At 68.9% G+C, this 17,092-nt stretch carries 15 protein-coding genes; 3 read left to right on the top strand and 12 right to left on the bottom strand.

Annotation, left to right across the window (positions count from 1 at the left end; all coding sequences use genetic code 11):
• Positions 1 to 10: 10 nt before the first annotated feature.
• From RXV79_RS08785 to RXV79_RS08740, 10 genes are all read right to left on the bottom strand, one after another.
• Entirely contained in the window at positions 11 to 1,366 is a 1,356-nt protein-coding gene (locus RXV79_RS08785) for a methyltransferase domain-containing protein (RefSeq protein ID WP_316703049.1), read from the bottom strand.
• Positions 1,363 to 2,043, bottom strand: coding sequence for an acyltransferase (locus tag RXV79_RS08780; RefSeq protein ID WP_316703048.1), 681 nt, complete (start codon positions 2,041 to 2,043; stop codon positions 1,363 to 1,365). The genes RXV79_RS08785 and RXV79_RS08780 overlap by 4 nt, the downstream gene beginning before the upstream one ends.
• Before the next feature lie 5 nt (positions 2,044 to 2,048).
• Positions 2,049 to 3,011 (bottom strand): glycosyltransferase, encoded by a 963-nt coding sequence (locus RXV79_RS08775; RefSeq protein WP_316703047.1) that lies wholly within the window; start codon positions 3,009 to 3,011, stop codon positions 2,049 to 2,051.
• A gap of 14 nt (positions 3,012 to 3,025) precedes the next feature.
• Positions 3,026 to 4,156 carry a DegT/DnrJ/EryC1/StrS family aminotransferase gene (locus RXV79_RS08770; RefSeq protein ID WP_316703046.1) on the bottom strand — a complete coding sequence of 377 codons (1,131 nt, stop codon included), beginning with the start codon at positions 4,154 to 4,156 and terminating at the stop codon, positions 3,026 to 3,028.
• Between the two features lie 7 nt (positions 4,157 to 4,163).
• The gene (locus tag RXV79_RS08765; RefSeq protein WP_316703045.1) at positions 4,164 to 4,658 is read right to left on the bottom strand and encodes an N-acetyltransferase; all 495 of its coding nucleotides are present in this window, start codon (positions 4,656 to 4,658) and stop codon (positions 4,164 to 4,166) included.
• 75 nt (positions 4,659 to 4,733) lie between these two features.
• The gene (locus RXV79_RS08760; protein ID WP_316703044.1) at positions 4,734 to 5,657 is read right to left on the bottom strand and encodes a WxcM-like domain-containing protein; all 924 of its coding nucleotides are present in this window, start codon (positions 5,655 to 5,657) and stop codon (positions 4,734 to 4,736) included.
• A 37-nt stretch (positions 5,658 to 5,694) separates the two neighbouring features.
• A complete protein-coding gene (locus RXV79_RS08755) occupies positions 5,695 to 7,041 on the bottom strand; it encodes a TolC family protein (protein ID WP_316703043.1) in 1,347 nt (448 codons plus the stop codon).
• A 114-nt stretch (positions 7,042 to 7,155) separates the two neighbouring features.
• Entirely contained in the window at positions 7,156 to 8,382 is a 1,227-nt protein-coding gene (locus RXV79_RS08750; protein ID WP_316703042.1) for an HlyD family type I secretion periplasmic adaptor subunit, read from the bottom strand.
• 15 nt (positions 8,383 to 8,397) lie between these two features.
• Positions 8,398 to 10,665, bottom strand: a complete 2,268-nt coding sequence (locus RXV79_RS08745; protein WP_316703041.1) for a type I secretion system permease/ATPase — start codon at positions 10,663 to 10,665, stop codon at positions 8,398 to 8,400.
• 138 nt (positions 10,666 to 10,803) lie between these two features.
• Entirely contained in the window at positions 10,804 to 12,675 is a 1,872-nt protein-coding gene (locus tag RXV79_RS08740) for an O-linked N-acetylglucosamine transferase, SPINDLY family protein (RefSeq protein ID WP_316703040.1), read from the bottom strand.
• A gap of 193 nt (positions 12,676 to 12,868) precedes the next feature.
• On the opposite strand from RXV79_RS08740, the gene RXV79_RS08735 reads away from it, so the two are divergent.
• From RXV79_RS08735 to RXV79_RS08725, 3 genes are read left to right on the top strand one after another with little or no spacing between them, the layout of a single operon-like run.
• Complete coding sequence (locus RXV79_RS08735) at positions 12,869 to 13,831, top strand: Bug family tripartite tricarboxylate transporter substrate binding protein (protein WP_316703039.1); 963 nt, start codon at positions 12,869 to 12,871, stop codon at positions 13,829 to 13,831.
• Positions 13,828 to 14,340: a tripartite tricarboxylate transporter TctB family protein gene (locus tag RXV79_RS08730; protein ID WP_316703038.1), complete on the top strand. Its 513-nt coding sequence runs from the start codon at positions 13,828 to 13,830 to the stop codon at positions 14,338 to 14,340. The genes RXV79_RS08735 and RXV79_RS08730 overlap by 4 nt, the downstream gene beginning before the upstream one ends.
• Positions 14,340 to 15,842 carry a tripartite tricarboxylate transporter permease gene (locus tag RXV79_RS08725; RefSeq protein WP_316703037.1) on the top strand — a complete coding sequence of 501 codons (1,503 nt, stop codon included), beginning with the start codon at positions 14,340 to 14,342 and terminating at the stop codon, positions 15,840 to 15,842. The genes RXV79_RS08730 and RXV79_RS08725 overlap by 1 nt, the downstream gene beginning before the upstream one ends.
• Here the strand turns inward: RXV79_RS08725 and RXV79_RS08720 are convergent.
• Both RXV79_RS08720 and RXV79_RS08715 read right to left on the bottom strand, forming a co-directional pair.
• Complete coding sequence (locus RXV79_RS08720; RefSeq protein ID WP_316703036.1) at positions 15,811 to 16,515, bottom strand: nucleotidyl transferase AbiEii/AbiGii toxin family protein; 705 nt, start codon at positions 16,513 to 16,515, stop codon at positions 15,811 to 15,813. The two genes, RXV79_RS08725 and RXV79_RS08720, sit on opposite strands and share 32 nt — an antisense overlap.
• The gene (locus tag RXV79_RS08715; protein WP_316703035.1) at positions 16,508 to 16,987 is read right to left on the bottom strand and encodes a helix-turn-helix domain-containing protein; all 480 of its coding nucleotides are present in this window, start codon (positions 16,985 to 16,987) and stop codon (positions 16,508 to 16,510) included. Before RXV79_RS08715 ends, RXV79_RS08720 begins: the two co-directional genes overlap by 8 nt.
• Between the last annotated feature and the right edge of the window lie 105 nt (positions 16,988 to 17,092).

The following is a 17,092-nucleotide window of genomic DNA, read 5'->3' as shown; positions in this document are numbered from 1 at the left end:
TGCCAGGCCGTCAAGCCGCCGAAAACCTCACCACGTACTGCAAGGGCAGCGCATCGGCCACCGCCTGGTCGGGCGACTGCCCCGTCACCTGCGCCATCGCGCGGATGACCGGCAGCACCTTTTCGCGGCCGGGCTCGTTGAAGATGCGCGGCACGCCGGCTTCCATCTTGTAGCCGGCGTTGATGAACATCTCGAGCAGCGTCTGGCGGGTGAACCAGCGCAGGTGGGTCCGGTCCATCAGGCCGCCGTCGGTGTAGCGGAAGTCGCCGATCGCGAGCTTCGCCTGCAGGCTCCAGTGCTGCGCGTTGGGCACGCTCGCCACCACGCAGCCGCCGGGCGGCAGCACCTTGCGGATGCGGGCGAGCAGGCGCCACGGGTCGCGCAGGTGTTCGAGCACGTCGCCGAAGACCCAGCAGTCGCGGCTCGCGAGTTCGCCCAGTTCCTTGTCGCTCATGCCTTCGACGTCGAGCGCCATCACCTGGGTGCAGTGGCGGCGCGCCACCTCGGCGGCCTTGGGGTCGAACTCGATGCCCCAGTAGTCGGTCTTGCCATGCTGGGCTTGATAGGCTGCGGCGAGCACGCCGGTGCTGCAGCCCACTTCGAGCACCTTCGCACCCGTGGGCATGAGCTTCAGCAGGTCGGGGTTGTACGAGCCGGCGCGGGCGGCCATGTCGGCCGCCTCACGCTTGCGCTTCTCGGCCATCTCGGCCATCCACTCGTCGAGGTTGTAGCTGCCGGTGGCGGTGCTGGTGCCCTTGCCGATGTGGTCGATGTAGACCTTCTTGGTGCCCATGAGCACGTCGTTCGCGCACCAGGGCAGGTTCTTCAGGAGACCGGACTTGCCGGCATCGTGCAGCGCGAGCATGGGTGCCACCATCGGGGCGCCGTGCTTGATGGGCATGGGCCATTCGCGCATCACCTCCACGTTGCACAGCATGCACGGCGGGTGCAGGTAGGCCACGGCGCCGTAGGCGTAGTCGATGTCGAAGCCATCGCGGTTGACATACGCCACGCCACCGGCACCGTAGTCGCCGGGTTGCAGCTCGGCCATCAGCGCTTCGATGAAGCCTTCGCGGATGACCAGCACGTCGGTGTCCATGAAGAGCACCGGGCCCGTGAGATTCAGGTTCTGGATCGCCCAGGCCATGCCGGGGCCGTGGTGGATGTTGTATTCCATCGCGTGCAGCTGCACGCCCTCGAAGCCGGCCACCACCTCGCGGATCTTGGCCAGGTGCGCGGCCTCGGAACCGTCGACGATGTGGATGGGGTTGCGTGGGTAGAACTTGCGGAACGAGCTCAGCAAGCCCAGCAGCAGCTCGGGCGAGTTGTACGAGACGGCGACGACGGGGATGTCATGCGGGTTCATGCAGCCAGTTCCTGGGTTGCGGGAGACGATGTTTCTTCCGGCGCGCCGGGCACGCGCCCCACGATGCGCGCCGGGTTGCCGGCGACCACGCTGTAGTCGGGCGCGACGAAGTTGGAGGTGACCACCGCGCCGGCCGAGACGATGCAACCGCGGCCGATGCGCACGCCCTTGAGGACCGTCACGCGCGAGCCGATGAAGACGTCGTCGCCGATCACCACTGGGCGCGGGTTGTCATCGGGCTTGGCGCGGTTGGGCACGTCGAGCTGGTGCGAGTTGCTGTCGGCCACGTGCAGCTCGGGGCCCACGAGCACACGCTCGCCGAAGGTCACGCTCGCGCCTTCGGAGAGGATGAACGCACGGTTGTTGAACACGGTGCCGGCGCCGATCTGGATCAGCGAGGTCGGCGTGCGCGACTCGATGTAGCTGCAGCCATGGTGGCCCGGCGAGCGCGGCACGCCGAAGACCGCGGTGTTCGACAGCACGATGCGGCCGTGGCCCTTGAACTGCGTGGGCGTGAGCAGGTTGATGCTCTTGCGGCCCTCGCCCACCACCTCGATGCGCTGGCGGTCGGAGATGTGGAAGAAATACTGGATGAGGAAGCCGCGCACCATCGACTCGAGGTCGGGCGGGCTCAGCTTCTGCATGCGCGCCGCGAGGCGTTCGAAAAGCGTCTTCATGCGCGTCAGAAGTCGTGCGTGCGCAGGAAGGCCTTCCACAGCTCGCGGAAGCTGGCCTCGGCGAGCGCATCGCCTTGCGCGAGCGCCGGCATCAGCGCGATGAAGGGCTTCATGTCGTCCTGGCTGCCGTAGTACTGCGCGAGCACCGGGCCCAGGCGGCCATAGGCGGCGCGCGCCTGCTCGGGCGTGTAGCGGCCGATCTCGGCACCGCCCATCACGAGCGCCACGTAGCCGAGGAAGGCGCTCTTCATGTAGGGGCCGAAGAACTTCGACGAATTGCCCGCCGGCCCGGTGCGGAAGTAGCCCAGGTGCTCATGAACGTAGCCCACCGGCCCGACGAGGCTTGCAGCCATGAAGGCGCCCAGGTCCCACAGGCCCGCATACGACACGGTGCCGAAGCTCGGGTGGAGCAGCGCGGGCAGCGTGTCGGCATGGAAGACGGCGTTGGAGAACTCGCCCAGCCAGTTCTTGCCTTCGATGGCGGTGGTGGCAAACACCACGCCGGCATCGAGCGTGAGCAGGCGGTTGGGGTGGCGCGCCACGGCGGGCGGCAGCGGCAGGTCGCTCTTGAGCGGGCGGCCCTGCTCGTCGGCCGACCAGCGGCGGCTCACCGAGCAGCTCAGCTTCACCGACGCATGCGCAATCAGGTGGCGCTCGTAGAACTCGGGGTAGATCACGTCGTCGTCGAGCAGCAGGTGCAGCAGCTCGGTGCGGGCGTTCCACACCTTCAAGAGGTGCAGCATGTTGGCGTAGCCGCCGCCCTTGCGCGGGCCTTCGACGCATTCGATTTCGAGCCCCTGGCGCAGCGGCGCCAGCTCGTCACTGAACAGCGTGGCGCGGTAGATGCCACCCGGGCTGTCGTCGGAGAAGATGATCTTGCCGGCCTTGTGCGACTGCGAGCGCAGGCACTGCAGCAGCTCGGGCAGGTAGGCCTCTTTGTAGGCCGGGATGAGCGTGGTGATCTGCATGCGCGAGGCCTGGTTCAGGCAGCGAGCTTGTGCAGGCGGTGCGCGACCTCGCGCACGGCGGCGATCACCTGGTCGGTCTGCGCGTCGGTCTGCGTGGGGCCGATGGGCAGGCTCAGCACCTGTGCATGCATGGCCTCCGAGATCGGCAGGCTGCCGGCCTTCATGCCGAGCGAGGCATAGGCAGGCTGCAGGTGCGGCGCCACCGGGTAATGGATCATCGTGTGCACGCCGAGCGCGGCCAGGCCCTGGGCCAGCTCGTCTCGCCTCGGGTGGCGCACCACGAAGAGGTGCCACACCGGCTCGTGGCCCGGCGGCACGAAGGGCAAAGAAAGGCCGAGGCCCGCAAGGCCTTGCAGGTAGCGCTGCGCGATGGCCGCGCGGCGCTCGTTCTGGCCTTGCAGCGCCGGCAGCTTGGCGCGCAGCAGCGCGGCCTGCAGCTCGTCGAGCCGCGAGTTGTAGCCGATGACTTCGTTGTGGTACTTCACGCGCGAGCCGTAGTTGCGCAGCACGCGCAGCCGCTCGGCGATCTGTGGGTCGCTGGTCGTCACGGCACCGCCGTCGCCCAAAGCGCCGAGGTTCTTGCCGGGGTAGAAGCTCCACGCCACTGCGTCGCCGTGCGCACCGACGCGCTGGCCCTGGACCCTTGCACCGTGCGCCTGGGCACCGTCTTCGAGCACACGCAGGCCATGCTGGCGCGCCACCGCGAGGATGGGCGCCATCTCGGCCGCCTGGCCGTAGAGGTGCACCGGGAGGATCACCTTGGTCTTGGGCGTGATCGCCGCTTCGATGCGCGCGGGGTCGAGGTTGAAGGTGAGCGGATCGGGCTCCACCGGCACCGGCACGGCACCGATGTGGCTCACGGCCAGCCAGGTGGCGATGTAGGTGTTCGACGGCACGATGACCTCGTCGCCGGCTTCCACGCCCATCGCGCGCAGCGCGAGCGTGAGCGCGTCGAGCCCGTTGGCCACGCCGATGCAATGCGCGGCACCGCACCAGGCGGCGTATTCGGCCTCAAACTGCGCAACCTCCTGGCCGAGGATGTACCAGCCGGAATCGAGCACGCGGTCGAACGCGGCGCGCAACTCGTCGCGCTGCGTCATCTGCACGGCCTTGAGGTCGAGGAAGGGAACGCTCGGGTGGGTCATGGTGGGCTCAGCTCTTCTTGGCGAGGTAGACATTGCGGGCGTAGTCGCCGCGCACCACCGAATTCGGCGGCACGTCCTTCACGACCACGGCCCCGGCGCCGATCAGCGCGCCCGCCCCGATCACGAGGCCGGGCAGGATGACGGCACCCGCACCGATCGAGGCGCCCTTCTTCACGACCGTGCGGTCGAAGGCCTCGGGGTACTGCTTGCTGCGTGGATAGCGGTCGTTGGAGAAGGTGACGTTGGGGCCGACGAAGACCTTGTCTTCGAGGGTGATGCCGTCCCAGAGGTAGTTGCCGCACTTCACGGTCACGTCGTCACCGATCGTGACGTCGTTCTCGACGAAGCAGTGGCTGTTGATGTTGCAGTTGGCGCCGATGCGCGCGCCGGGCAGCACGACCGTGAACTGCCACACCTTGGAGCCCGGGCCGATGGCCGTGCTCTGGCAATCGGCCAGCCGGTGGATGAAAGGCGCGTTGTCGTGGGACGAGGGGCTGCTCATGCCCCTCAGTACACCGCAGGTGAGTGGGCGCTGATGGCCGGAAAGCGAGGGGATTTGCCCCCCACTTCCCCGCGTTCAGGCGGCCTTCTTGGCGGCGCTGATGCGGATGAAGTCGGCGTAGTCGCGGATGTAGTCCGCGTTGTCGTAGTAGTCGGAGGCAAACACCAGCAGCATCGCGTCGGCGGAGTACTTGTACTGCACGCCCCAGGTCATGGGCGGCAGGTAGATGCCGCGGTCGGGCGAGTCGAGCAGCACTTCGACCTTGTGCTCGCCGTCGTCGGCCATCACGGCGCAGCTGCCGCGCACGCAGATCAGGAACTGGTGGCACTGGTGGTGCGCATGCTCGCCGCGGATCTCGCGGCTGGGCACGCCGAACACCATGAAATAACGCTTGGGGGTGAACGGCACCTGGCGGTCGAACTCGCCGACCGTCAGGCTGCCGCGCAGGTCGGGGATCACCGGGAAGTGGTGCACCGTGACGCCCTTCACGGCCGTGTCTTCGATGCGGGCGCCGCCGCGCGGGCCGCCATGCTGCGGCGCCGTGCCGGGGCCCGGGGCCGCATCCACGTAGCCGATGATGTTGGCCGGGTTGCCTTCGACGATGGCGCCGGGCGGCACCGAGCGTGAGACCACGGCGCCCGGGCGCACGATGGCCTTGGCGCCGATGGTCACGCCAGCCAGGATGCTGGTGTTGGCGCCGATCCAGGCGCCGGCCTTGACGACGGCCGGGGGCTGCGCGTTGCCGGGCGCGCCCGCGAAGGCGGCATGGGCACCGATGTGCACCCCGTCTTCGACCACCGTGCCGCGGCACAGGTGCGCACCGCTTTCGACGGTGCAGCCCTCGCCCACGACGACCTGCGCATCGATGAAGACATGCGGGCCGAGCGTGGTGCCCGAGCCCACACTCGCGCTCTCGTCGACCACGCTGAAGCGGTGCTCACGGGCGCGCAAGGCGGTGGCGGCGAGCAGTTCGCGCTCGGCATCGGTCATCAGGCCCATGACGTTTCGTCCTCGTGTCTCGAATTCGGTGGCCGGCTCACTTGAGCTGGGCACGCACGCCCAGGCCCAGCGACCACAGCAGCGCGTTGGACTGCTGGCCATCGTAGAGCGCGTTGACGTACTGCACGCGCAGGTTGTAGTGCTCGCCCTCGGACGACATCACGTCGAACAGCGAACGGCGGCCGAGCTGCTGCCACTGCTGCAGCGTGAAGTTGCGCACGCGGTCGCTGTCGCGCAGCACTTCGACCACCTGGCGGGCTCGGTCGAAGGCCGACAGCGCCTGGTCGTGCACCTCGGTCATGCGGAAGCGGCGGGCCTGGAGCGCATCTTCGCGCTGCAGGCGGGCCGCCTGGGCGCGCTTCTGCGACGAATCGATCGCGTAGCCCACGGGCGGATTCATGATCGGGATGTTGACGTTCACGCCGCCCGACCACTGTGTGCCGTTGCCGGTGCCGCGGATGGTGGTGCCGCTCACCACGGCGTTGACCTGCGGCCAGCGCTGGGCCTTCACCGACTCGGCGTAGTACTTGGCGGCTTCGGCCTGGGCGGCGAGTTGGGCGATGTCGGCGGAGGCTTCGGCCTGGGCCAGCACGTCGGGCAGCGACGGCACGCTCAAGAGCAGCGACGACATGCCTTGCGTGGGCGGTAGCGTGTCGCCCACGAAGCGCTTCAGGCGCGTCTCGATCTGGCGCACGGTGGCCTGCGTCTGCGAGAACGACAGCTCGGCCTGCTTCTGGTTCTTCTGCGCCTGCACCAGCTCGCTGGTGCGGCCACGGTCGGCGCGCACGATGGTCTGCAAGGCCTCGACCAGGCAGCTCATCTTGCGGGCGTATTGCTGGTAGACCTGCGCCTGCAGGTTGTAGCGGCTGCGCTCGATGGCGAGCGAGACGGTCTGCAGCGCCACTTGCTCCTGCGTGTTGACTTCGCCCAGGCGGGCGGCTTCGGCGAGGCTCTTGCGCCAGTCGGTGAGATCGGAGATGCGGCCGCCATCGAAGAGCGGCACGCTCATGCTGAGCGTGGCACGGCCTTGCTTGCCGCTTTCTTCCTGCACGCCACCGACTTCGGTGCGCACGGCGCCAACGGTGCCGCCCAGGTTCACCTGGGGGAAGCGGGCAGCGCGGGTTTCGCTCACGTCGATGGCGGCGGCTTCGGCCAGCAGGCGGCTCGCGCCGATGGCCTGGCTGCGTTGCATGGCCTGGTCGACCATCGAGAGTAGGTTGTCGCGCGCGGTCTTGGGGTCGACACGCTCGCTGAGCGGGCTCGCGTCGGTGCGGGCCTCGGCCGAGCCTTCGTCGATGCAGTTCGCATCGGCCGGCATCACGGCCAGGAGCGCCAGCACGGCAGCGAAGGCCGGCAGCAGGTGTTGGGCGGTGGGTTTGATCAAGACGGGCTCCACGGGGGCTGCGTACTACGGGGCAGCATTCCCCTCAGTACACCGCGGATGGGCTCGTCTCGATGGGTGGAAAGCAGGGGGAAATGGCCCCCAATTCACCCCGGATCAGCGTTCTCTGAAGGCCTCTTGTGACTTCATCATCGGCCGCAGGATGAAGCTCAGCACCGAGCGCTCGCCGGTGCGCACCTCCACCATCGCCGTCATGCCCGGCAGGATGGGCAGCGGCTTGCCGTTCTTCTCTTTCAGCGTGGAGCGGTCGGTGCGCATCGTCACGCGGTAGTAGGTGGAATCGGGCGTGCCCTTGTCGGCGTCGCCAAGCGCATCGGGGCTGATGTATTCAATCTTGCCGTGCAGGCCGCCGTAGGTGGTGTAGTCGTAGGCGGCGAGCTTGACCTCGGCCTTCTGGCCCACGCGCACGAAGCCCACGTCCTTCGGCTTCAGCCGGGCCTCCACCAGCACCCGCGAGCCGATGGGCACGATCTCCATGATGGGCGCACCCGGCGACACCACGCCACCGATGGTGTTGACGCGGATGTTCTTCACCAGGCCCCGCACGGGCGAGGTGAGCACGGTGCGGCGCAGCACGTCGGCGCGGCCGGCCATCTGCTCTTCGAGCAGCGAGAGTTCGGTCTGCACGCGCACGAGGTCGGTGCTGGCGTCTTGCCGGAATTTGTTGACCCGCTCGCGGGCGTTGAGCTGCAGGTCATTGACCTGGCGGCGCAGGCGCATCACCTCCACCTCGCTCATGAGGCCCTTTGCAGCCATCGCCTCCGAAACGCCCAGCTCCTTCATCAGCAGCGCCACGTTCCGCGCATTGGTGTTGAGCGCTTCGTCGAGTGCGAGCTTGCGGGCGTTGAAGGCGTCGGTCTCGCCGGCGACCACACCATCCAGCTTGCGCACTTCCTCGGGGAACTTGAGCGGGCGGCCGCTTGCTTCAGCGGTGAGACGCGCGATGGTGCCGAGGAGCGCCACACGCTTGGCCTCGCCTTCGTTCTGCTGCGATTCGAATCGCGTGGGGTCGAGCTGCGCCAGCTCCTGCCCCTCGAAGACCTGCGTGCCTTCGCGCACGTGCAGCTCGCGCAGGATGCCGCCTTCCAGGCTCGCGATCACCTGCTCGCGGCCTTCGGGCACCACGCGGCCTTCGGCCCGCGTCACCTCGTCGACCTTGGCAAACGTCGCCCACACGATAGCGGCGGTGACCACGGCGGCCATGAGGTAGAGCGCCCAGGTGGTGCCGGGCATGGCGTCGACCACCATCGCGGCACGCACGTCGGCCACGTAGGCCATCTCAGCGCCTTGGGGCTCCTTGGGTTTGCGTTTCCAGAAGGCCATGTCTGCTGCGATCGACTAGACGGAGGCCTGCCGCTGCACGGGCTGGGTCGACGGGTGCAGGTGCACGTTGGGAGAAGTTGTCGATTCCGGCGTGGCCGTGGCGGCCGGCTTGGCACCCGACAGCGCCGCCAGCACCTGGGCCTTCGGCCCGTCGAGCACGACCTTGCCGCCGTCGACCACGATCACCCGCTGCGCGAGGTCGAGCACGGCCGGGCGGTGCGTGACCATCACCACCGTGCGCGTGCCCAGCGCTTCGTTGAGCTGGCGCAGGAAGAGGGTTTCGCTCTGCGCGTCCATCGAGCTCGTGGGCTCGTCCATCAAGAGGATCTGCGGCTGCGTGACGAGGCAGCGTGCCAGCGCGACGAGCTGCCGCTGGCCGCCCGAGAGCAGGCAGCCCATTTCGCCGACCTCCAGCTCCCAGCCTTGCGGATGCGAGGCGATGAGACGGTCGAGGCCGGTCACGCGCGCCACCTCGGCGAGCCGCGTGGCGTCGACCGAGGCACGGCCCATCAAGACGTTTTCGCGAAGGGTGCCCTTGAAGAGTCGCGGCTCCTGCGACACGAAGCCGACCTTCGCGCGGAAGTCGGCCGGGTCGATCTGGCGCAGGTCGATGCCATCGACTTCCACCAGCCCTTCGGTCGGCTGGTAGAGGCCCGCGAGCAGGCGCAGCACGGTCGACTTGCCGCTGCCGATGCGCCCGAGGATCGCCACGCGCTCGCCCGGGTTGAACTTGAGCGTGACGCCCTTCAGCACCTTCGGCGCAGTGGCGCCTTCGGAGGTGGGCGGGTAGGCGAAGCTCAGGTCGCGCAGCGCGATGCGGCCGGTCACGTCGTGGTGGGCCACGTAGTTGGCACCGGGCACACGCTCGGTGGGCAGCTGCATCATGCGGTCGAGCGCCACCATCGCGGCACGCGCGCCCTGGTAGCGGGTGGCCAGGCCCACCACGCTGCCCAGCGGGCCGACCGCGCGGCCGGCGAACATGATGGCGCCGATGAGGGCGCCGCTCGAGATCTGGCCGTCGGCGATGAGGTACACGCCCACCACCAGCATCACGAGGGTGATGAGCTGCTGCGACATGGCCGAGATGTTGTTGGTGAGGCCGCCGAGCGCGCGTGCGCGCAGCGCGGTGTCGGCCGCGGCGGCGGTGGCTTCCTCGTAGCGGCGCAGGAAACGACCCTGCGCGCCCACGACCTTCACGTCTTCCAGCCCTTCGACCGCTTCGACGAGCAGGCCCTGCAGGTCGGCCTGGTGCGTCATGTTGGCGCTCATCGAGCGCCGCAGCGACGCCTGGATCATCCACGCGGTGCCGAGGATCAGCGGGATGGCCGCCATCAGCACCCAGCCGAGCGGGCCGCCGATCACGAAGGTCATGGCGACGAAGATCACGATGAACGGCAGGTCGCTCAGGGCCGACAGCGTGGCTCCGGCGAAGAAGTCGCGCACGGTCTCGATCTGGGCGAGATGGTGGGCGTAGGAGCCGGCCGATTCGGGGCGGTGTTCCATGCGCACGCCCAGCGTCTGGCGAAAGAGCAGCGAGCCGATGATGAGGTCGGCCTTCTTGCCGGCGCGGTCGATCAGGTGGCTGCGCAGCTGGCGCGCGATGAGGTCGAACGCGAGCGCGATGAAGCCGCCGATGGCCAGCGCCCAGAGGGTGATGAAGGCCTGGTGCGGCAGCACCTTGTCGAAGACGACCGAGGTGACGAGGCCGCTCGCGAGCATGAGCACGTTGCTCAGCGCGGCGGCCAGCAGCGCGGAGCGGTAATACGGGATGAAGCGGCGCAGCGTGCCCCAGAGCCAGTGGCGGTCGGGGTCGAGCAGCAGCAATTCCTGCGCGGCGCCCGAGGCGGCCTGCGGCTTGGGCGAGGCGACGAAGGCGAAGCCGGTGTATTCACCCGACAGCTCGGCTTCGGTGGCCTTGCAGGCGTGGCTGTCGGGGCCGGGCATCACCACGTCGTAGGTGTCGGCGCCCTTCTCGGCGGCGTGGCGGGCCACCACGATGGCGGCGTCGCCGTTCTTCAGCAGCAGCACCGCCGGCAGCAGCAGCGCGTGGATGTCGGAGATGCGCTTCTGGACGAGGCCGGCGTTGAAGCCTGCCTCGCGCATGATGCGCACCGCCTGGTCGGGCCCGAGCGCACCTTCCACCGGCGTGTTGGCCAGCAGCGACTCGGCCGAGCGCTCGCGCCCGTGGTGCTTGCACAGCCAGACGATCGCCTGCGCCAGGGCATCGTCGGCGTGCAACGAGCCTGCGGGCGCAGCGATGAAAGGTTCCTGGCGGGCGCTCATGAAGGGGTGCCAGCGCGAAACGCGCAGGCGATCTGTGAGACAGAGTGAGTCCGCTTCATTCTGAGCGGCCGGCGCCCGCGCAATGGGCTCAATAGCGCGATGTTTGCCGCACTATTCGGCCCTTCCGGGCCGTGTGGCTCAGGTGGCGCGGTGTTCCAGCGCCAACCGCTCGAATTCGTGCTCGATGTCACGCACGAGCTGGGGCACGTCGAAAAGCTTCGACTGCCGGCCCTGCTCGTTCAGGTAACGCTTGTACGACGCCACCCGCAGCGGGTTGTTGCCCAGCTGCACAGCGAGCTTTTCGTAGTCGGCAAGCGTGAAGGTCACGAGGTCGGGCAAGCCGACCGCGGTGAGCAGGCTGCCGGCCATGCGCGAGATGTAGCTGCGGCCGGAATACGTGACGATGGGCAGGCCCATCCAGAGCGCATCGCTGGCGGTGGTGCCGGCGTTGTAGGGGAAGGTGTCGAGCATCAGGTCGGCCAGCTGGAAGCGCGCCAGGTACTCGGGCGGTTGCACGCGCGGCGCGAGGATCAGCCGGTCGCGGGCGATGCCGTGGGCATCGGCCTCGCGCCGCAGGTTCTCGAGCGCCCATTCGTTGTCGGCCAGCAGCCACAGCACGCTTTTCGGTACCTGCTGCAGCATGCGCATCCAGCTCTTGAAGAGGGCCGGCGTGAACTTGAAGGTGTTGTTGAACGAGCAGAAGACGAAGGCGTCTTCGGGCAGGCCGTAGTCGGCGCGCTTCGGCGTGGGGCCGACCTCGCGCTTGCGGTCGCTCACCTGGTAGCAGCTGGGCACGTAGATCGGCTTTTCCGTCATGTACGGCAGCAGCTCGGGCGGCATCACGAAACGGTCAGCCAGGATCCAGTCGACCCCGGGCAGCGCGCAGGTGCCGGGCAGGCCCAGGTAGCTCACCTGGATCGGCGCCGGCCGCATGCCCACGATGGCCGGGCGCGCGCCGCTGGTGAGGCCTTGCAGGTCGACGAGCACGTCGATGCCGTGCTGCGCGATCACGCGCGCGGCGGTGGCGTCGTCGAGCCCGCCGATGGGCACGTAGTGGTCGATCGCGGCGCGGATGCGTGCGCGCAGCGGCGAGCCGTCGTCGCGGCTCCATGAGAAGGCGTAGACCTCGAAGCGCTCGCGGTCGTGCAGCTCCAGCAGCTCGACCGACAGCAAGCCCACGGCGTGCATGTGCAGGTCGCCCGAGAGGTAGCCGATGCGGATCTTGCCCTCGCGCCGGGGCCCGCTCTTGTGGAAGGGCTCGGGCTGCTGGCGGGGCAGGCGCTCGTTCACGAAGCGCTGCGCGGCGAGCAGTTGCAGCGCTGGGTCGTCGCTCTCGCCGAGCATGGCGAGCGCCGAGGTGCCCATCAGCAGGCGGTTGAGCGTCACGTCGCCCACCGGCTGGTAGACCGGCCAGGCGCACATCTTCTGGCGCAGGTGCACGTAGTGCTGGATCACGTCGTTCTGCGTGGCCTTGAACTCGAGGCTCCTGACCATGCAGGCCAGCGCTTCGTCGTAGCGGCGCTGCGTTTCCAGCAGGCGCGCCATGTTGTTGAGGGCGTGCAGCAGCAGCTCTTCTTCCACGCCGGGCTGGTCGGCCACCTTCTGCCATTCGGCAAGGGCTTCGGCCGGGCGGCCCTGGCGTTCGAGCTGGTGGCCGAGGTTCAGCCGTGCCTGGTGGAAGCCGGGGCTCAGGGCCAGCGCACGCTGGTAGGCGCGCTCCGCCTCGGGCATGCGGTTGAGATTGCCGAGCAGCGTGCCCCAGTTGAAACAGGCCACGTGCAGCAGCGGCGAGACGGTGTGGGCAATCCAGGCTTCGTAGAGCTCGGCGGCGGCGTCGGCCTTGCCGTCTTGCGCGAGCAGCTGGCTGCGGTTCATCAGGTCGCCCAGCCCCATGGTGCCGGAGCGTGCCAGCGCCAGCTCGCGGTCGAGTTCCGAAGGCGCGTCAACGGCGACGACGGCGGCTGCCGGGCTCGCCGCCACCAGCGGAGGCTTCGCGGTCGACTTTTTCATGGGGACGATGGGCAAAGTGGGGTCGCACCATTGTGGGCAGCGGCCCTCGCGGCGATCGGGGCGAATGCGGGTGAATCCGGCGTCTATTCCGCCTACCGGGCCTCTCGCCCGCAAGACCCGTGGCGCGGGTAAGCTCGGCGCACAACGAGCCGGCGTGCGCCTGCGCGCCGAGCCCCACCACAAAGGAGACGACATGCGCCGCGACACCTTCCTCCACGGCCTGGCTGCACTTGCTGCCGCGGGCCTGCTGCCCTCTTCGGCCCAGGCCGCCGCCAACCTCAAGATCCTGATCCCCGCCAACCCCGGCGGCGGGTGGGACCTCACCGGCCGGGCCCTCGGCAAGGCCTTGCAGGACGCCGGGGTGGCCGGCAGCGTCACCTTTGAAAACAAGGGCGGCGCGGCGGGCGCCCTGGGCCTCGCGCAGTTCGCCAACATGGGCAAGGGTGACCCGAACGCGCTGATGGTGATGGGCGCGGTGATGCTCGGCGGCATCATCAGCGGCAAGCCGCCGGTGACGCTCGACACGATGACGCCCATCGCCCGCCTGACCACCGAATACGGCGTGTTCGTGCTGCCGGCCAGTTCGCCGCTCAAGACCATGGCCGACGTGGTGGCGCAGCTCAAGAAAGACCCGGGCAGCGTGAAATGGGGCGGTGGCTCGCGCGGCTCCACCGAGCACATCGCCGCGGCCATGATCGCGCGCGAAGCGGGTGTCGACCCGGCGAAGATCAACTACGTGGCCTTCCGTGGGGGCGGTGAAGCGGTGGCGGCCATTCTCGGCGGCAACGTGACGGTGGGCGGCAGCGGCTTCAGCGAGTTCCAGCAGTACATCGAGGCGAAGAAGATGCTGCCCATCGGCATCACCGCGCCAAGCCGCGTGAAGGGCATCGACATCCCCACGCTGAAGGAGCAGGGCCTGAATGTGGAGATCGGCAACTGGCGCGGCGTGTACGCCGGCCCTGGCATCACGCCCGAGCAGCGCAAGGCGATCACCGAGATGGTGCTGAAGGCCCTGCAGTCGAAGGCCTGGGCCGAGGCGCTGGAGAAGAACCAGTGGACCCCCGCCGTGCTGAGCGGCGCCGAGTTCGACGCGTTCGTGAAGAAGGAATTCGCGAGCCTGCGCGAGACCATGACCAAAGCCGGCATGGTGTCGTGAGCACCTCGGCCACCTCGCCCCGCCTGCAACTGCTGGTGGGGCTCGGCACCCTCGCGGTCGCCGCCGTGATGGCGGCCGGCGCGTGGTTCATCCCGTCAACAGCGGGTTACCAGGGCGTCGGCCCCAACTTCCTGCCGTGGGTGGTGAGCGCGGTGCTCGCGCTGTGCGGCGCCCTGCTCTGCTGGCACGCCACGCATGGCGGCTATCGCGAGGTGGAGGTGCCCTCGGGTGCCGGGCGCGGCGACTGGAAGGCCTTCGCCTGGGTCTCGGCCGGCGTGCTGGAGATCGCGGCACTCATCACGACCATCGGCTTCGTGTTGGCTTGCGCACTGGGCTTCGTGCTGGCGGTGCGCGGGCTTCGCGGTTCGGAGGGCAAGCCGGGCGGCGACGCGGGGCAGACCCTCGTCGATGCCGCGATCGGCCTTGCGATCTCGGCGCCAGTGTTCTGGCTCTTCCGCAAACTGCTGGGCCTCACGCTCCCGGCACTCACGCAAAGCGGGTGGATCTGATGGACACCTGGAACCAGCTCCTCGCCGGCTTCGCCTCGGCCGCCACGCCGATCAACCTGCTGTGGTCCTTCCTCGGCTGCGCGCTCGGCACGGCCATCGGCGTGCTGCCCGGCCTCGGGCCTGCGGTGACGGTGGCGATGCTGCTGCCCATCACCGCCCAGGTGGAGCCCACCGCCTCGATGATCTTCTTCGCCGGCATCTACTACGGGGCGATGTACGGCGGCTCCACCACCTCCATCCTGCTCAACACGCCGGGCGAGACGGCCACGATGGTCACCGCGCTCGAAGGCTTCAAGATGGCCAAGAACGGCCGGGCCGGCGCGGCGCTCGCCACCTCGGCCATCGGCTCGTTCGTCGCCGGCACGCTCGCCACCGTGCTGGTCACGCTCTTCGCGCCGCCCGTGGCCGAGTTCGCGGTGAAGCTCGGGCCGCCCGAGTATTTCTGCCTGATGCTGCTGGCCTTCACCACGGTGAGCGCGGTGCTCGGCCGCAGCCGCCTGCGCGGCATGACATCGCTCTTCATCGGCCTGGCCGTCGGTCTGGTGGGGCAAGACCAGCTCACTGGCCAGGCACGCTACGTGGGTGGCATTCCCGAGTTCCTCGACGGCATCGAGGTGGTGCTGGTGGCGGTGGGCCTCTTCGCCGTCGGCGAGACGCTCTACACCGCGCTCTACGAGGGACGCAGCGCGTCGACGCTCAACCGCACGGGCAAGGTCCACATGACGCGCAGCGAATGGCGCCGCTCCTGGCCGGCGTGGCTGCGCGGCACGGCCATCGGCTTCCCGTTCGGCGCGGTGCCGGCCGGCGGCGCCGAGATTCCCACCTTCCTCAGCTACGCCACCGAGCGCAAGCTGTCGAAGCACCCGGAAGAGTTCGGCACCACCGGCGCCATCGAAGGCGTGGCTGGGCCGGAGGCCGCCAACAACGCCTCGGTGACGGCCACGCTCGTGCCGCTGCTCACGCTCGGCATTCCCACCTCGACCACCGCCGCCGTGCTGCTCACCGCCTTCCAGAACTACGGCATCCAGGCCGGGCCGCAGCTCTTCCAGACGTCGTCGGCGCTGGTGTGGGCGCTGCTCGCCTCGCTCTACATCGGCAACGTGATGCTGCTGGTGCTCAACCTGCCGCTGGTGGGCCTGTGGGTGAAGCTCCTGAAGATCCCGCGCCCGCAGCTCTACGCCGGCATCCTCGTCTTCGCGACGGTGGGCGTGTACGGCATGCGCCAGAGCGCGTTCGACCTCGTGCTGATGTGGGGCGTGGGCCTGGCCGGCGTGCTGATGCGCCGCTTCGACTTTCCAGCCGCACCCGTCATCGTCGGCATGATCCTCGGGCCGCTCGCCGAAGCCCACCTGCGCAACGGCCTGGCCATCGGCGAGGGGCGTTGGACGGTGTTCCTCGAACGCCCGATGTGCGCCGCCCTGTTGGCGATGGTGGTGCTGGTGCTGTGCCTGCCGGGGGTGGTGCGCTTGTTCAGGCGGCGCCGGCTGGCCGCAACGCCTTGATGCGCTTCCACAGCAGCGCACGCGGCACGCAGATCTGCATGGCACTCATGCAGCGCTCGAGCCGGCCTTCGCGGCCGAGCAGGTGGTCGACGGCCTTGGCCAGGTCGCGCTCCACACTCTCGCCGTAGGCCGCCTGGGCCTTGGCGATGGCGAGCTTCAGCAGCTTTCCCTTGGGCTGCATCATGGCGAGATCGATCAAGTCGCGGCTGAACACGAGGTCATCGGCCCAGCGATCAGAGTTGGCCAGCAGCTTGGTCGTGGCCATGTCGAGGCGCGTCAAGGTGGCCACGCCACTGAGCAGATCTTCCGGCCCCGGCGGGTCGAGTTCGATGCGGCCTTCGAGCACGATCTCGAACTTGATCTCGGCATCGTCGACCTTCAGCATGGTTCTCAGGCCGTATTGATCGGCACGCACTTCGCGAAGCGCCTGCAACGACGCGCCGTCGCGCACCAGCGCCTGCAGTCCTCTGGGGCCGGTCAAGCGTTGGCGCAGCTCGCGGTAGCCCGCCACGTCGGACACCAGGAAGTCCACATCCACCGACTCGCGGTACTCGCCATAGCGAAGGGCCACCGCCGTGCCGCCCCCGAAGAGGCAGCGGTGCGTCAGCAGCAAGGGTGCATCGAGCGATTCCAGCACGGTCGCGATGCGGCGGTGGTGGGGGCGCTCAAACAAGCAGGCGCCCCTTCGCTTCCTGCTGCGTGAGCGCCTCCAGCAGCGCCTGCTCCTTCGCATCGAGCGCTTCGCGGTCGAGGTGACGCCAGTGGCGCTCGTAGAGACTCAGCGCCTCGGCGGGCGTCAGCTCGGTGAGCCCGGGCGCATGCCAGGCCAGCCGCTTGAGTTGCGGGTAGTCGGCCAGGCGGATGCGCTTCGGCACGGCCATCGCCGCCGCCTTGACGGGCACCACCGCCACGTCGCCTACCCGGAACTCCAGGCCGAGTGCGCCCAGGGCGTTGAGGTAGGCGCCCATCGTCACCGAGGGCTCGCCGCCCTCGATGCGGTGCCACGTCACGCGCGACATGCCGGCTGCCGCGGCAGCCGCCTGGGCGCTGACCCCCAGCGCCTTGCGGCGGGCGCGGATGTCGAGCCCGAGCGCACCGAGGCGGGCGGTGGCCGCGAGGTCGGGGGTGGGTGCACGGGCTGGCATAGTGTTTCTCATTTTATGCAGATCCGCGCATTCCGTCCACAATGAGAAACTTTTTGCTGAACCTCGCCGATCAGTGGCCTTGCCACCCCGAGGTCAAACAGCAGC

Source organism: Piscinibacter gummiphilus, assembly GCF_032681285.1.
In the GTDB taxonomy this organism is placed as follows: Bacteria; Pseudomonadota; Gammaproteobacteria; order Burkholderiales; family Burkholderiaceae_C; genus Rhizobacter; species Rhizobacter gummiphilus_A.
This window is presented reverse-complemented; position numbering and strand designations above follow the sequence as displayed.

Excerpts from the sequence above, each read along its gene's own strand:
- RXV79_RS08745 (WP_316703041.1), bottom strand. The coding sequence starts at position 10,665 with ATGAGCGCCCGCCAGGAACCTTTCATCGCTGCGCCCGCAGGCTCGTTG.
- RXV79_RS08780 (WP_316703048.1), bottom strand. The coding sequence starts at position 2,043 with ATGAAGACGCTTTTCGAACGCCTCGCGGCGCGCATGCAGAAGCTGAGC.
- RXV79_RS08725 (WP_316703037.1), top strand. The coding sequence starts at position 14,340 with ATGGACACCTGGAACCAGCTCCTCGCCGGCTTCGCCTCGGCCGCCACG.
- RXV79_RS08760 (WP_316703044.1), bottom strand. The coding sequence starts at position 5,657 with ATGGGCCTGATGACCGATGCCGAGCGCGAACTGCTCGCCGCCACCGCC.
- RXV79_RS08775 (WP_316703047.1), bottom strand. The coding sequence starts at position 3,011 with ATGCAGATCACCACGCTCATCCCGGCCTACAAAGAGGCCTACCTGCCC.
- RXV79_RS08770 (WP_316703046.1), bottom strand. The coding sequence starts at position 4,156 with ATGACCCACCCGAGCGTTCCCTTCCTCGACCTCAAGGCCGTGCAGATG.
- RXV79_RS08765 (WP_316703045.1), bottom strand. The coding sequence starts at position 4,658 with ATGAGCAGCCCCTCGTCCCACGACAACGCGCCTTTCATCCACCGGCTG.
- RXV79_RS08735 (WP_316703039.1), top strand. The coding sequence starts at position 12,869 with ATGCGCCGCGACACCTTCCTCCACGGCCTGGCTGCACTTGCTGCCGCG.
- RXV79_RS08715 (WP_316703035.1), bottom strand. The coding sequence starts at position 16,987 with ATGCCAGCCCGTGCACCCACCCCCGACCTCGCGGCCACCGCCCGCCTC.
- RXV79_RS08750 (WP_316703042.1), bottom strand. The coding sequence starts at position 8,382 with ATGGCCTTCTGGAAACGCAAACCCAAGGAGCCCCAAGGCGCTGAGATG.
- RXV79_RS08785 (WP_316703049.1), bottom strand. The coding sequence starts at position 1,366 with ATGAACCCGCATGACATCCCCGTCGTCGCCGTCTCGTACAACTCGCCC.
- RXV79_RS08740 (WP_316703040.1), bottom strand. The coding sequence starts at position 12,675 with ATGAAAAAGTCGACCGCGAAGCCTCCGCTGGTGGCGGCGAGCCCGGCA.